General features: G+C 67.4%; 13 protein-coding genes. 5 read left to right on the plus strand and 8 right to left on the minus strand.

The window, feature by feature from the left end; all coding sequences use genetic code 11:
• Positions 1-8: 8 nt before the first annotated feature.
• Together DB31_RS09420 and DB31_RS09425 are read right to left on the minus strand one after the other, a co-directional pair.
• Positions 9-419, minus strand: a complete 411-nt coding sequence (locus DB31_RS09420) for a ComEA family DNA-binding protein (RefSeq protein WP_044185477.1) — start codon at positions 417-419, stop codon at positions 9-11.
• Positions 420-422: 3 nt separating this feature from the next.
• On the minus strand, positions 423-1685 hold the full coding sequence (locus DB31_RS09425) for an aspartate kinase (RefSeq protein WP_044185480.1): 1263 nt from the start codon (positions 1683-1685) through the stop codon (positions 423-425).
• 144 nt (positions 1686-1829) lie between these two features.
• On the opposite strand from DB31_RS09425, the gene hutH reads away from it, so the two are divergent.
• On the plus strand, positions 1830-3353 hold the full coding sequence (hutH, locus tag DB31_RS09430; protein WP_044185483.1) for a histidine ammonia-lyase: 1524 nt from the start codon (positions 1830-1832) through the stop codon (positions 3351-3353).
• 5 nt (positions 3354-3358) lie between these two features.
• Here hutH and DB31_RS09435 read toward each other — a convergent pair whose 3' ends face one another.
• From DB31_RS09435 to DB31_RS09445, 3 genes are all read right to left on the minus strand, one after another.
• Positions 3359-4957, minus strand: a complete 1599-nt coding sequence (locus DB31_RS09435) for a serine/threonine-protein kinase (RefSeq protein WP_083968091.1) — start codon at positions 4955-4957, stop codon at positions 3359-3361.
• Positions 4958-5082: 125 nt separating this feature from the next.
• Positions 5083-6333, minus strand: a complete 1251-nt coding sequence (locus DB31_RS09440) for a glycoside hydrolase 5 family protein (protein WP_044185486.1) — start codon at positions 6331-6333, stop codon at positions 5083-5085.
• Between the two features lie 7 nt (positions 6334-6340).
• Positions 6341-7624, minus strand: a complete 1284-nt coding sequence (locus tag DB31_RS09445) for a M14 family metallopeptidase (RefSeq protein WP_240486607.1) — start codon at positions 7622-7624, stop codon at positions 6341-6343.
• A 151-nt stretch (positions 7625-7775) separates the two neighbouring features.
• Here DB31_RS09445 and DB31_RS09450 point away from each other — a divergent pair, with 151 nt between their 5' ends.
• A complete protein-coding gene (locus DB31_RS09450) occupies positions 7776-8603 on the plus strand; it encodes an Ig-like domain-containing protein (protein ID WP_044185489.1) in 828 nt (275 codons plus the stop codon).
• Between the two features lie 297 nt (positions 8604-8900).
• Entirely contained in the window at positions 8901-9698 is a 798-nt protein-coding gene (locus DB31_RS09455) for a hypothetical protein (protein WP_044185493.1), read from the plus strand.
• 67 nt (positions 9699-9765) lie between these two features.
• Here DB31_RS09455 and DB31_RS09460 read toward each other — a convergent pair whose 3' ends face one another.
• The 3 genes from DB31_RS09460 to DB31_RS09470 are packed head-to-tail and all read right to left on the minus strand — an operon-like array spanning position 9766 to position 11938.
• A complete protein-coding gene (locus DB31_RS09460) occupies positions 9766-10527 on the minus strand; it encodes a MerR family transcriptional regulator (RefSeq protein ID WP_044185496.1) in 762 nt (253 codons plus the stop codon).
• A gap of 47 nt (positions 10528-10574) precedes the next feature.
• Positions 10575-10766, minus strand: coding sequence for a hypothetical protein (locus DB31_RS09465; RefSeq protein WP_044185499.1), 192 nt, complete (start codon positions 10764-10766; stop codon positions 10575-10577).
• Positions 10763-11938, minus strand: coding sequence for an esterase/lipase family protein (locus DB31_RS09470; protein WP_063769197.1), 1176 nt, complete (start codon positions 11936-11938; stop codon positions 10763-10765). Before DB31_RS09470 ends, DB31_RS09465 begins: the two co-directional genes overlap by 4 nt.
• A 143-nt stretch (positions 11939-12081) precedes the next feature.
• Here DB31_RS09470 and DB31_RS09475 point away from each other — a divergent pair, with 143 nt between their 5' ends.
• Positions 12082-12732 carry a class I SAM-dependent methyltransferase gene (locus tag DB31_RS09475; RefSeq protein WP_083968092.1) on the plus strand — a complete coding sequence of 217 codons (651 nt, stop codon included), beginning with the start codon at positions 12082-12084 and terminating at the stop codon, positions 12730-12732.
• 67 nt (positions 12733-12799) lie between these two features.
• Positions 12800-14263: a hypothetical protein gene (locus tag DB31_RS09480; RefSeq protein WP_240486608.1), complete on the plus strand. Its 1464-nt coding sequence runs from the start codon at positions 12800-12802 to the stop codon at positions 14261-14263.
• The last annotated feature ends 15 nt before the right edge of the window (positions 14264-14278 follow it).

The raw sequence follows: 14278 nt of genomic DNA on the forward strand, positions 1-14278 counted from the left end.
CTCCGTGCTTACCACAGGGGGCCGGGGGACGGCGCCTCTCGTAGCTCGGTGGCTGCCTGGAGGGTCTCCAGCTTGGCACCGCCGACGCCGGAGACAGCGTCCACCTGGGCCCAGCTCGAGAAGCGCCCGTGGGCCTGCCGGGCCTCCACGAGCTTGCGCGCCAGCGAGCGGCCGACGCCGGGAACCCGGGCCAGCTCCTCCTCGGAGGCGGCGTTGAGGTCCAGCTTCAGCCCGAGCGCCAGAGCCTGCGCGCCGTTGGGCGGGGCGCCCTCTCCACAGACAGCCACCCCGTCCTTGAAGCGGACCGCGGCGGGCGCGCAGTCGAGGGTGGGCTTGGGGCTCGGCCACCGCCACCGCACCCCCCCTCCCAACGCCACCAGCCCGAGGGCGGCAGCGGCCAGTGCGCCCGTCCGGTTCACGTCCTAGCCCTTCAGCGGCACGGACTCGGCCACGCCCTCGGAGACGGGCTTGTCCAGGCCGAATGCGGTGTGCAGCTCGCGCACAGCCAGCTCGGTGTAGTTGGCGTGGATCACGCACGACACCTTGATCTCCGAGGTGGAGATCATCTGCACGTTGATACCGGCGCCCGCGAGCACCTTGAACATCTTGGCCGCCACGCCCGAGTGGTTGCGCATGCCCACGCCGACGATGGAGACCTTGGAGATCTGCTCGTCCATCTCCACGTCCTCGGCCTTGATCTTGATGGCCTTGGCGATCTTGCGCACCACATCCTTGGCCTTGACGAGGTCCGCCTTGCCGACCGTGAAGGTCAGGTCGGTGCGCCCATCCTTGGAGACGTTCTGGACGATGAGGTCGACGATGATGTTCTTCTCGTCGAGCGCGCCGAAGATCTTCGCCGCCACGCCGGGCACGTCCGGCACGCTGCGAATGGCGATCTTCGCCTCGTTCTTGTCGTACGCAATCCCGCTGACCACCACGTCTTCCATCGAAGGGTCCTCCTCACACACCAGCGTGCCCGGGTCGTCCGTGAAAGAGGACTTCACCCAGAGCGGCACCTTGTACTTCATCGCGAACTCGACCGACCGGATCTGCAGCACCTTGGCGCCCACGCTGGCCAGCTCCAGCATCTCCTCGTAGGAGATGCGATCGAGCTTGCGGGCCGCGGGGGCCACGTTGGGGTCGGTGGTGTAGACGCCGTCGACGTCCGTGTAGATCTCGCAGGCATCGGCCTTGAGCGCCGCGGCCAGGGCCACCGCCGTGGTGTCCGAGCCACCGCGGCCCAGCGTGGTGACGTTGCCGTCCTCATCCACGCCTTGGAAGCCCGCCACGACAACGATGTGCTTCTTCTTCAGTGCGGCGCGGATCTTCTCGGCGTCGATGCTCTTGATGCGGGCCTTGGAGAAGGCGCTGTCGGTGGTGATGGCCACCTGGTGGCCCATGAAGCTGACGGCCTTGCGCTTCTGCGCCTGGATGGCCAGCGACACCAGCCCGATGGTGACCTGCTCGCCGGTGGCGGCCACCACGTCCTGCTCGCGCTCGCTGGGCCGATCGGTGATCTGTGACACCAGCTTCAGCAGGCGGTTGGTCTCTCCGGACATGGCCGAGACCACCACCACCACTTCATGACCGGCCTTCTGGGCCGCGATACACCGGCGTGCCACGTTCTTGATGCGCTCGACGTCGCCGACCGAGGTTCCGCCGTACTTCTGGACGATGAGTGCCAAGGTGCTTGAACCCCTCTCTGCTTGACGGGCGGACCCTATTGAGCACATCCCCGCGTGTCAAAGCCGTCGTGATACAGAGAGCGCGCGTGACTGGCCCCGAGCCCTGAATGGGCTACGGTGCGCGCCCTTTTCCTTGGAGCCCCCATGTCCTTGCCCCGCCTGCTCATCGATGGAGACACCCTGAAGCTGGAGGAGATCCTCCAGGTGGCCCGCCATGAAGTCACCGTGGAGTTGGCCCCCGAGGCCGCCGCCCGGGTGCGGGCCTCACGGGCGCTGGTGGACAAGGTGGCTGCGGGAGACGAGCCCTCGTACGGCATCAACACGGGCTTTGGCACCCTGGCCGAGGTCCGGATCGACAAGAAGGACCTGCGGGAGCTGCAGCGCAACCTGATCTTGTCGCACGCGGCGGGGGTGGGCTCGCCGCTGCCGCTGGGCGAGGCGCGGGCGCTGCTCCTCTTGCGGTGCAACGTGCTGGCAAAGGGGTACTCGGGGATCCGGTCAGAGACGCTGCAGTTGGCGCTGGAGATGCTGAATCGGGACGTGGTGCCGGTAGTGCCCGAGCGCGGCAGTGTGGGGGCCTCGGGAGACCTGGCGCCCCTGGCGCACCTGGCGCTGGTGTTCATCGGCGAGGGTGAGGCGTTCTACCAGGGGCAGCGGCTCCCGGCGCGGCAGGCGCTGGAGCGGGCGGGGCTGCAGCCGGTGGTGCTCGAGGCCAAGGAGGGCCTGGCGCTGGTGAACGGCACGCAGGCCATGTGCGCGGTGGGCACCCTGCTCCAGATGCGAGCGGAGTTGCTGGCGGACATGGCGGATCTGGCCGGGACGATGACGCTGGAGGGCCTGCTGGGGAGCCACAAGCCCTTCATCCCGGAGATCCACGAGGTGCGGGCGCACCCGGGGCAGAAGACGTGCGCGGCGCACCTGCGGCGGCTGCTTGCGGGGAGCGATCTGGTGGAGACGCACGTGAACTGCAGCAAGGTGCAGGATCCGTACAGCCTGCGCTGCATGCCGCAGGTGCACGGGGCGGCGCGGGATGGGCTCTCGTTCGCGCGGCGGGTGCTGGAGGTGGAGGTGAACAGCGCCACGGACAACCCGCTGGTGTTCGTGGACTCGGAGCGGATCGTCTCGGGCGGCAACTTCCACGGGCAGCCGGTGTCGCTGGCGCTGGATGTGGCGGCCATGGCGCTGACGCAGCTGTCGGCGATCAGCGAGCGCCGGGTGGAGCAGCTGGTGAACCCGTCGCTGTCGGGGCTGCCGCCGTTCCTGGCGAAGAACTCGGGGTTGAACTCGGGGTTCATGATCGCGCAGGTGACGAGCGCGGCGCTGGTGGCGGAGTCGCGGATACTGAGTCACCCGGCATCGGTGGATTCGATTCCGTCCTCGGCGGGCCGGGAGGATCACGTGTCCATGGGCATGACGGCGGCGCTCAAGGCGCGGCAGGTGGCGGAGTTCACCCGCTCGTGCCTGGCCATCGAGATGCTGGTGGCGGCGCAGGCGCTGGACTACCGGCAGCCGGTGAAGGCGGGTCGGGGCCCGCAGGCCGCGTACGAGCTCATCCGCCGCAAGGTGCCGACGATGGAGAAGGACCGCGAGCTGCACCGGGACATCTCGGCGGTGAGCGAGCTGATCGACTCGGGCGAGTTGCTGGCGGCGGTCAAGGCTGCGGTGTAGCCCGACTATGCAGCCACGCGCCCCAGCGAGTTCGTCACCACCGTCTGAGTCCCCGTGAGCTCTTGCGGCGTGTGGCGCACCGCCGCCGTCTCCAGCGAGGCGGCGTTCTGCTCCCACCACCGCTCGGAGTCCTCCTCCGTCCACTTGCCCGCGTCCGCGCACAGCTCCAGCGCGATCCGCAGCTCCCGAGTGCTGGAGAAACGGGTCTCAGGGCGCTTCTCCAGGCAGCGGAGGATGGTGCCGCACAGATCGTCCGGCAGCGCGCGCCCCAGCCGCACAGAGGGCAGCTCCGGCGTCGTGTTCACATGGTGCGAGCAGATCTCCGCGGCGCTCTGCCCCTTGAAGACGTGAGTGCCGGTGAGCAGCGCATAGCCCACGGCGCCCAGCGAGTAGAGATCCCCGCGTCCATCCACCTTCATGGGATCCAGGATCGCCTCGGGCGCCATGTAGTGCGGAGTTCCCACCACCACGGGGGCCTGGGCGGAACCACCCGCCTCGGAGCCTCCGACCTGCTTCACCAGCCCGAAGTCCAGCACCTTCACCAGATCTGGCACGCCGCGGCGGCGGCAGAGGAAGAGGTTGGCGGGCTTGATGTCGCGGTGGAGCAACCCCAGGCCATGCGCCTCCTCCAGCGCCCCGCACACCTGGCGGAGGATGTGAATGACGCGCGCGGGCGGCAGAGGCCCCGAGGCGGCCAGCAACCGCTCCAAGTCCATGCCTTCCAGGTGCTCCATCACATAATAGAAGAGGCCCTCGGCGGTGCGGCCATAGTCGTAGATGGCAATCGTGTTGGGATGGGTGAGCTGGCTGGTGAGCTGCACCTCACGCTCGAAGCGCTCCAGGCCGTGGCCATCATGGCTGGCGCGCAGGACCTTGATGGCCGTGCGGCGGCGCATCATCGCGTGGCTGGCCAGGTAGACGTCCCCCATGGCCCCGGCCCCCAACATCTGCAGCAGCGTGTACTGGCCCAGCTTGCGCGCATCCCTCACCTGCTTGCGCAGGCCATAGATCACCCGCGTCACCAGCGAGGCCATGATGATCGCGATGGCGCTCCACAGCAGCGCCTCCAGCGCGGGCACCAGGAAGCCCCCGCTCGACTTGACCCGCATCATCCCGAGGAAGACCGGATCCGGCAGCGCGCCGGCCACGGACATCCAGAACGCCCGGCGGATCGAGCCGGGGATGAGCACCGCCCGGGAGATGATCACCGCGTTGGTGACCAGCATCAGCGCGTGGGAGTCGTTGTCGATGTACGCATCCACCTTCAGCAGGTAGAGCGCGCCCAGCAACCCCATGGAGTCGCACAGGCGCAGGAGCCTGAGCGAGTGGGCCCCCCGCCGGCAGACCTGCCAGAAGCCGAATGCGATCACCACGGCGCCCAAGTGGAAGACCGAGCTCGACGCAGTGAAGATCCGCAGCAGCGGGTCGCCGCGCAGCAGGGGCACCGTGATGCTGGTGATGGCGTAGAAGCCGCCGGACAGCAGGAAGAGCGTCTTGAACAAGAACTTCAGCCGCTCTTGCAAGAACGACCGCTCCTCTTCCGAGGGCAGCGCGCTCGCGAGCGAGGCCGAGGGCTGAGACAGATCTGGCCCGAGATGCTTCATCCTGCGGAGTGTTTTAGCACTCCCCGGCGTGAAGCCAGTGCCCTTCCCGCGGACAGCCAAGGCCACCGCCGCAACAGGTCCAGTGCCGAATCAGAGACCCTGCAGGGCATGGCGCAGCTCGCCATTCACCGGCTTCCAGCTCGCGCCGCCGCCTCGATGACGAGATCGGCATACCGATTGCTCGGGTCCTCCGGGGTAGTGCCATCGCGGAAGTAGAACGTGAAGTCATCCCACGCATCCGGGCGCGCGTCGTAGGCAAACATCCACGGTGCAATCCCTCCCACGCCCGCGCGCCACGCGCAGCGCAGCCACCCCCGGTAGAGGGCCCGCCGCTCCTCGAGCGAGAACACGCCCTGGTTGCTCAGGCCGAACTCCCCGAGGAAGAGCGGCTTGCCCAGCTGGCCCGCGAGCGCGGCGTGCTCGGAGATCCAACGAGCGCCGCTCCGCGCCATGGCCCCGGGCCGGAGACCCCACGCCTCCGGGTAGAAGTGCGCGCTCCCGAAGCCGATGAGCGGCGAGGCCGTGTTCTGCCGGAAGCTCGTGGAGGCCTCGAACAGAGACGAACCCGACGCGCTGCGCCAAGCCCCCGCGTCATAGCCCTCGAAGGATGTGTCGAAGCCCTCCTCTCCTGTCCCCACCAGATGCCCGGGAGCCAGGGCCTGCACCACCCCGGAGAGCTCGTCCACCCAGGCCCGCATCGCCTCCCCTCGGCGATCCAGGCCTACGCCACGGGGCTCGTTCAGCAGCTCCCAGCCGAGCACCGCCGGATGCTCGCCATACCGGATCCCGTCCAGTGTGTTCACGCGAGAGAGCAGCGTGGTGATGTACTGCGTGTAGAGCCCGATCACCCCGCGATGGGTGAAGAAGCGAGGATCTCCCTCCTTCGGATCCGGGAGCCCCGCCCACGTCACGTATTGACGCGCGCCGCCATAGGCATTCCAGAAGTTGCCGAGCGGCAGCACGAGCTTCACCCCATGGTGGGCCGCCCGCGTGAGGACCAGGTCCAGCGCCTGCAGGCTGGTCTCGTCATAAACGCCCGGCGCCACCTGAATGGTGGACACTCCTCGCTTGTTCGGATCGTCATTGAACCCGAGCGTGCGCACGCCCCAGGCGCCGAGCGCCGCCGCCTTGGCCAGCGTCTCCTCCACCACGGGAGATTCCCCGAGCCCGCCACGGATCTCCCGGGCGGCCTCGTCCTGGAGGTAGTACGCGTTGAGCAGCACCGAGGTCGACGGCGCGCTGCCCAGCGGCACGGCGGGAAGCAACGGGCAGTCCGCTGCTTCTTCCTCGAGCTGCTCCAGGGGCTCGTCGCCGCCACACGCCGTCAACACTGTCAGGAGGAGCAGCAGGCTCGTACGTGAGACTGGGCCTGTCATCGCATCCTTACCGATCGAAACGGATGATGCGCTCCACGCGCCAGGTGCCTGCGGGCTCCACTGGCCGCAGCAGCATCAGCTTCGCCAGCTGCCCCACCCCCAGCTCGCACTCGCGCCGGGGCGGCAGCGGCACGTGGTCTCCCTCCTTCACGTCCCGCGCCGGCAACGGCACCACCGTGAGCCCTTGGGCATCCACCGTCTCGAACGCCCCGAACACCCGCAGATCCCCCAGCTCCGCGATCACCCCCGCCATCCCCGCTTGAGCCGTCCCCTCCTGCTTGCGCACCGCCGGGCTGACGGCCACGCCCACATCGGCGACGAAGGCCGGCCCCGCCTCTCCGAAGACGTGGGCGCCTTTCACGATCAGGTGGAGCAGCCCCTTCGAGTCGTTCAGAGGAATCGTGTCGTAGCGCTCCAAGCGCGCCTGCTCCGCGTGGCCGTTCGCGAGCGACTCCAGCGCGGAGACCAGCGCCACGAAGTTCAGCCGCAGCAGGGGGCCCTCGGTCTCGCGGCCAGGCCAGGGCCCGGTCTCGATCAGCACGGAGGGCGTGCCCCAGCGCCCCATGTTGTCGCCGAAGGCCCGGGGCTCGAAGGCGTCGTTGTAGCGCCCCAGTTGTCCTGGCATGAGCGGCTCGAGCGCATCCCGGATGACGGCACACACCTTCTTGGCGAGCACCCGCCCCGGGTTGTCACTGCGAGCCTCATCGAAGGCCGGCGCCAGCAGCGAGATCGACGCGGGCTTGCCCGTCTTTCCCACCGCCGTGCGCCAATCCTGGTTGTGCAGGTTGAAGCCGAGCGACGGCTGGAGCCGATCCCGCAGCGCCTTGAGCGTCCGGCCCTCCGGGGTCTGCAGCATCAGCGCATCGCGGTTGATGTCGATGCCCTGCGCGTTGATGCGCTGGAAGCGCTCGGCGCCGTCCGGATTGAGCAGCGGCACGGCGTGCACGGTGAGCACCGAGAGCAGCTGCGCCACCCGAGGCTCCTGGCGATAGCGCCGCAGGTACTCGAAGACTTCGAAGAGCGCCGTGGTGGCGGTGGGCTCGTCGCCGTGCATCTGCGACCAGAGCAGCACGTGCCGGGCGCCCGTACCCACCCGCACATGGTGGATGGCGCGCTCCTCCACCGAGCGTCCCACCTCCTCGATGTGGAACAGCTCCGGCGCGGTCTGCTGGAGCCGCCGCAGCCAGGCCACCACCTGGGCATGGCGAACGAGGGGAAGCGGCGGGCGCTCCTGGAGGCGGACTTCATCCCAGAGCGCGGCGAGCGTGGCGGGGGGAGTGATCTCGATCATGAGCCGGGGGGGCGCGGGTCTCCGCACAGGAAGGTAGGCACCAGCACGCGAGATTTGCTATGGGCTATCGGGCCTTGAGCCCTTTCTTTTGGACTGCAAGTTGTTTCGCACACAGTCGCTCGCGTTCAAGCGAGTGGGAAGGAAGACATCCATGAAGCGCCTGTTGAATCCCGCGATCGCCGTTGCACTGCTCACCCTCGTGTCCGCCTGCAAGAAGGTGGAGCGCATCGAAGTGGAGCCGAAGCAGCTGTCGTTCACCGAGGCGAACAAGAAGGAGATGCTGAAGGCCTCGGCGGTGACGGCGGACGGCAAGCCGGTGGACGGGGTGAAGTTCGAGTTCTCCTCGAGCGATCCGAAGGTTGCCACGGTGGACGCGAACGGCACGGTGGTCGCGGTGAAGAGCGGCTCGGCCAGCGTCGAGGTGAAGGGTGGCGAGAAGAACGCGAAGGTACCGGTGGAGGTCAGCATCCCCGGAGCCATCGTGCTGAAGGGCGGCCCCATCGCGCTGACGGGCATTGGCACCACGGCGACGATCGACGCGCAGGTCCAGGACGACGCGGGCCGGCCGGTGCAGGGCTCGGCGGTGGAGTTCTCCAGCGCGGACGCGAAGATCGCCGAGGTGAGCGGCAACACGGTGACGGCCAAGGGTGCGGGCACCACGCAGATCACGGCGACCTCGGGCGCGCTGCGTCAGCAGGTGGAGGTGACGGTGAAGCTGCCCGAGGTGGCCTCGGTGGCCTTCGAGGGCGCGCCGGCGGCGCTGAAGGTGGGCGAGACCGCGGATCTGAAGGTCTCCGCCAAGGCAGCCGACGGTGCGGCCATCGCCGGCGTGACGCCGACCTTCACCTCCAGCAACGAGAAGCTGGCCACCGTGGACGCCACCGGCAAGGTGACGGCCGTGAAGGTGGGCGCCGTGACGATCACCGCGAAGAGCGGCGACAAGACCGCTGAGACGAAGATCACGATCAAGAAGAAGTAATCGCGTCTCGGACGTGAGCAGCGAAGGGCTCGGAGCCACCCGGTTCCGGGCCCTTTGTGTTTCCCGTCCACGTGGGCCCCCCAGGGGATGACGGTTGTCACCGGTGGTGACTGTCGTCACCACCCTCACCTGGTGGCTGTTGTCACCACCTCTCGAGTCCCCGCTTCTTCTCAAGCCCTTGAATTTCCTGAGCCTTACCCTTCGCACCCCCTGCGCGCATCTGCTGGCATGCGGGCTGCAGTAGGGGTCAGTCATACAAACCGCCACCGAGCGGTTTCCCAAAAAAAGGACTCAGTCATGCGCATCAACTCTTCTGTCGCCGCCCCCGCCGTTGCCCGTACCGCCGAGACCAAGATCGCCGCCGAGACCAAGCCCGCCGTCGAGGGCAAGCCCACCACCGGCTTGGTGGCCCGCGATGAGTTCCAGCGGGGTCCGGGTGGCTGCTTCCCCCCGTTCCCGCACCCGCTGCCCCCCGTGTTCCAGCCGGACGCCAAGTCGCGCGCCACGCAGGCCAACCAGCTGGATCAGATCTCCAACGGCGTCCGTAACGGCTCCGTCACCGCGCAGGAGGCCGAGCGTCTCCTGAAGGAGCAGCAGGACATCGCCGCCTACCAGCAGAAGGCGATGGCGGACGGCAAGCTGTCCAAGGGGGAGCAGCTCCAGCTCGCGTCGATGCAGGCCAAGGCCGCGCTCAACGTCTACCAGGCCAGCCACAACGGCGACCGCAACGCGTTCGCCAAGCTCGACCAGAATGCGCAGCGCCAGGCGGATCAGATCGGCCGCCTCGCCGACGGCCGCCGCAGCGGCAACATCACCAACAGCGAGGCTGGCGAGCTGCTCGGTGACCAAGTGGAGATCGCCGACGCCCGCGGCGACGCGGACTCCGTGAAGGAGCGCGCCGAGCTGGCCGACAAGCTGGGCGCCGCCGACCGCGACATCAACTACCACAGCAAGGCGGGCACCCAGTTCCACCTGAAGCCCTTCCCGCACCCGCTGCCCTTCCCGCGTCCGACGCCGCTGCCCCTGCCCCGCCCGCTGCCCTTCCCGGAGCTGCCCGTGCACACCCTGCCGTTCAAGGGCGTCATCAACGGCTGATCGACTTCGCGAGCTTCACCTCCACAGCCCCTCCTTCGCCTGGCGCGAGGGAGGGGCCGTGTCGTTTCTACCCGGCCGCGCGCTCGGCGTTGGCCCGGAACGCTTCCCGCGTGAACGCCGCGAGCCCCGGCTTCAGCTTGTCGATGTTCTCCGTGAAGCGCGGATCGTTCACGTACAGCTCGCCGAGCCCTCGATGGATCTCGTACGAGCACGGGTAGAACCACCGGGAGATGTAAGCGCGGTGGCGCTCGGCCACCTCCAGCACCGCGGGATCCGTGGGCGCGTGCCCGGCCTCCAGGTGCGCCGCCAGGTCGCGCTGGATCTGCTCGCCCTCGGCCTTGATGCGCACCCAGTCCTGCTTCGTGTAGCGCTTCGTCCGCCGAGCGGACTCCTTGTAGGCCTCGGTATTGCCCCAGCGCTGCTGAGCCTCGTCCTCGTACTTCGAGGGATCGAAGTCGCCGAACACCTCGAACATCTCTTCCTTCGTCATGACCGTTCCCTTCTCGAGTGAGTCGAGCGCCGCATCCACCGCGCCAATGAGCGCCTGGACGCGGGTGGACCGCTCGGTGAGGAGCCGCCGCTGCATGAGCAGTGCGGCCCGGAGGTCGAAGGCCGGATCCCTGACAATGCGGGAGATCTCCTCCAGCGGAAAGCCGAGCTCCTTGAAGAAGAGCACCTGCTGCAGCCGCTGAAGGTCCAGCTGCTCGTAGAGCCGGTACCCCGCCTCGCTCCGCCCAGAGGGCTGGAGCAGGCCAATCTCGTCATAGTGGTGCAGCGTCCGCACGCTGACGCCCGCCAGCTTGGCGACCTGGCTCACGGTCAGAGACATCGTCCTCACCTCCACGCGAAGAGATAGGGCCTCACGTTGCGTGAGGGTCAAGCCCCTGTGTTTCCAGGCTCCGCCGGGCGGAACAGCGCACAGGCGAGCACTGGCTGGGGCGGATACTTCGACGGCAGCAGCGGGCAGAGGATGAAGGTGGAGGTCTTCGTCTGCACATACCGGGGAGGCGCCGCGCACCGGTGACAGAGGCTGGTGGGGAATGGCAGCGGCGAGGGCGGCTGGCTCATGGGTTTTCGGTATTCGGCTCGGGCGAGGGCTTGAAGGGCGGGAAGAGCCAGCGCCTCGGCGGCAGGTCGAAGCGGGCGATCGAGTCGATGAGGGCGGCGTAGAACCCCAGCTCGTCGAAGGTGTCCGGGCCCACGCCGATCACGTCGAGGTGGTCCTGGTGGAGGATGAACTCTGAGGAGGTGGCCTGCTCGAAGGTGGGTTCATTCGCGGAGTCCACGAAGCCCAGATTGGAGACGGTGGTGACCGTCCCTCGCCCGATGAGCTTCTCCCGGTAGTTCAGCCGGTAGCCCACCTGCTGCGAGTTGATGCCCACCATCCCGTCATCATCGGCCTCGTTCTTCACCCCATCGCCCATGCCGGCGATCCCATCCTTCCCACAGTCATTCGAGCAGTACCCGTTGCCGTCGATGTCGAAGAAGAACGTGTTGAGGAGAAAGAGGGCCGGGTTCACGCTCAACCCATCCTGCGCGGTGATCACCGAGAGGTAGCGGGCCGCATACTGGGAGTCCACTGGGTACGCGAGGTTGAACGCCTTCATGCCCGTCACCTTGCCGTCGTCCGCATCGAAGTCGTCGTAGATGAGCTGCATCGCACCCGCGTACCCGTCATTGCCCTGCTCGTAGACAGAGTCGCCGAAGTACTTGGCCAGGGTGTCGAGCACGTCGGTGACGCCCGGCCCCTTCTCCAAGATGTAGCGGGCCACGGGCGAGCCCCGGTGCGGCCCGGAGACGCTGATCAGCACCTTGACGGCTGTGTACCCGCGCCGCTCGTACAGCACCCGGGCCGCCTTGCGCGCATCGAGGGCTCCCTGGGAGTGTCCGATGATGTTGACGAAGCCCGCCCCGGCGGTGGCCATGTAGCCCTCGATGTCCGCGGCCAGATCGAGCCCGCGGACCTCGGAGGACTCGAACGCCGGGACCTGGGCGATGAAGGTCTGCTGGCGGTCATCCAGGTAGGGGTTGCAGTTGAGCTCGAAGAACCCGTTGCACGGGTCCCCGACGAACACCCCGTAGTCGTTTCCCCAGTAGTCGAACCCGAGGATGTTGTTGAAGCCCCCCATCCCATGGGCGAACACGACCGGGTGCGTTGGCCCGGCGGCGGCTGCATGGAACTCGGAGGAACACCCCAGTGCTCCCAGCATCAACACCGCGAGCAGGAGGCGCGCATTCATGGCGCAATTCTACCACTCCCCTCCGTGGCCTGCCGCCCTCGGCGCCTTGCAGGCACCGAGGACCTGTTCATCAAAGAGATCGACCAGGAGATGCTGACGTGGTTTGACGCACATGCCTTCCCCTCTCTGGCCTGGAGACCGGAATGACTCGCCTTCGTGATGATGCAACGCCTCGCCGTTTCGCGTGGCTGTGGCTCTGTCTCATGACGATCACGGCAGGCGCCTGCCGCTCCGAGAGGACGTCCACACAGGAGCAACCCACCGAGCTGCATGGTGTTGGCGGAGTGGAAGGCGTGGATGCCGCGTATGACCGATCCCGTCAGCCCGCCAAGCTCGTCGCCGCGCTGGGGATTGCCCCGGGACAGCGGGTTGCCGATGTCGGGGCCGGTCTCGGTTACCTCACGCTGCGGCTCTCCGATGCGGTCGGTCCAACGGGACAGGTGGTCGCGACCGACATCAATGACGAGGCCCTTGGGATGCTTCGCACCCGTGTATCCGAGCGGAAAAACATCGTGGTGCGGAAGGTGCCACCGGACGCGCCTGGTCTCGAGAAAGACGCGTACGATCTGATCCTTCTCTCCGAGGTGGACCACTTCTTCTCCGACCGCGTGGCCTACCTGACCCAACTGCGTTCCGCACTCACTCCGAACGGCCGGATTGCGGTGACGCACCTTCGGGCGATGCGTCCACCACTGGTCGCCGCCGCCGAGGCTGCGGGCTACTCCGTCGTCTCCGAGTACAACGGCCTTCCGGAGCACTACCTGCTGTTCCTACAGCCTGTGGTCAGCCATTGAGCGCGGCCAAGCATTTCTTGGAAATCAGCTAATTCAACGATTCCAGCTTGACCGGAGCAGAGGGGGCATGCTTCCTTCCGCCGCCATGCTCGCCATCCAGCAGAGACTGTCGGAAGCGTCACGGAGGTTCGGGTCTTTCGGCGCGCTCGCGCTCATGCTCGCGTGCCTCTGCGTGCCAACGTCGAACGCCCATGCGCAGGCGTGGACGCTCAGCACCCCCCAGCGGCAGGCCTACCTGCACTACTACGCCCCAATCGTGTTCAAGCGCGCCAACGCCAATGACAACCGTCATGGCTACGACTGGATCACGAACTTCAACTTCGATCAGGACGGCGACTTCTCGAACAACAAGCGCAACTGGAAGAACATCTACCAGTACATCAACGCCTCGCGCACGGGGCCGAGCGCTTATGAGAACTGGCGCATCCGGCCGACGCTCTACACCGCGCTCATCGAGTACATGGATGGGGGCAAGAACCTCGTCCTGATCTACCACATCTATCACGCGCTCGATAAGAACGCCTCGGGCGACTACCAACTGCATGACTGGGAGCGCGTGGAGCTGCACGTCCGGAACGTGACCGGCTCGCCGGGGAGCGGTGAGTCCGTCGCGTTTGCCGTCGTCACGCAGCACAAGCGCAACGTGATCCGTCAGGCTGGCAGCACCGAGTTCCAGTTCATGCAGACCTCCACCGGCAAGCACCTGCTGCTCTGGCAAGCCGAGTGGTCGGACAAGCTGCTGGCGCCCCACGGGCAGGAGCTGCGCTTCGTGGGGGACTCGTATGCCTGGATCGCGAGCCAGATGGCGTCCTCGAGCGCCAAGGCCCAGGTCGACGTGAACAACGACGATGGCCGGAAGAACCTCCACTACGCCTTCGTGCCGCAGGGCTCGGCCGGAGCGGTCTCGGCCTTCGGCGCGCAGGCCATCAGCTACGCGACGGCGGACGCGCTGGCGAGCCGGATGGACAATGGCACGACCGCCACGTGGCCCAACGTCAAGCGAGTGACCTACGAGCTGCAGGACCTCGCGGACATCCTGCCGACGCACTGGCAATACGGTGGCTACCAGACGCACTGGCTGAGCACGGACTACCGTGACTTCTACCTGGAGAGCCCGATCGTCAACGAGGCCGGGCAGGCCGAGGTCAGCCCGGGGATGCAGCGCTTCTACACCGCGACGCGGGACATCGAGAACGAGGACGACCGCGACGGCATCATCGCCAAGAAATGGCTCGTGGGAACCTACGAGCTCAATGCCAACGCCTCGGACTCGAGTACCGCGGACTACAACGACTTCCACGCGAACGCCTGGGCCAGCACGGTGGCGGACTCTCGCGGGAGGACGCGCGCGAGCGCGAGCGGCTACCCCACCTCGCCCAACTCCTTCTGGTGGCAGCACGACTACTTCGTCCACTCCGGCACCGTCGACTCGACCGACGGTGTAGAGGTGGGCTTCTGGCTGCCGGGAGCGTGGTACCTGCCAGCGAGCGGTGGCTTCGACGGGCGATGGGTGCAGCTGTTCCCCGACTGATAAAAGAATTCCCAA

Source organism: Hyalangium minutum, assembly GCF_000737315.1.
Classification (GTDB): domain Bacteria; phylum Myxococcota; class Myxococcia; order Myxococcales; family Myxococcaceae; genus Hyalangium; species Hyalangium minutum.

Coding starts and splice junctions, on each gene's coding strand:
- hutH (WP_044185483.1), top strand. CDS start 1,830: ATGTCCTTGCCCCGCCTGCTCATCGATGGAGACACCCTGAAGCTGGAG.
- DB31_RS09435 (WP_083968091.1), bottom strand. CDS start 4,957: ATGAAGCATCTCGGGCCAGATCTGTCTCAGCCCTCGGCCTCGCTCGCG.
- DB31_RS09440 (WP_044185486.1), bottom strand. CDS start 6,333: ATGACAGGCCCAGTCTCACGTACGAGCCTGCTGCTCCTCCTGACAGTG.
- DB31_RS09445 (WP_240486607.1), bottom strand. CDS start 7,624: ATGATCGAGATCACTCCCCCCGCCACGCTCGCCGCGCTCTGGGATGAA.
- DB31_RS09450 (WP_044185489.1), top strand. CDS start 7,776: ATGAAGCGCCTGTTGAATCCCGCGATCGCCGTTGCACTGCTCACCCTC.
- DB31_RS09455 (WP_044185493.1), top strand. CDS start 8,901: ATGCGCATCAACTCTTCTGTCGCCGCCCCCGCCGTTGCCCGTACCGCC.
- DB31_RS09460 (WP_044185496.1), bottom strand. CDS start 10,527: ATGTCTCTGACCGTGAGCCAGGTCGCCAAGCTGGCGGGCGTCAGCGTG.
- DB31_RS09465 (WP_044185499.1), bottom strand. CDS start 10,766: ATGAGCCAGCCGCCCTCGCCGCTGCCATTCCCCACCAGCCTCTGTCAC.
- DB31_RS09470 (WP_063769197.1), bottom strand. CDS start 11,938: ATGAATGCGCGCCTCCTGCTCGCGGTGTTGATGCTGGGAGCACTGGGG.
- DB31_RS09475 (WP_083968092.1), top strand. CDS start 12,082: ATGACTCGCCTTCGTGATGATGCAACGCCTCGCCGTTTCGCGTGGCTG.
- DB31_RS09480 (WP_240486608.1), top strand. CDS start 12,800: ATGCTTCCTTCCGCCGCCATGCTCGCCATCCAGCAGAGACTGTCGGAA.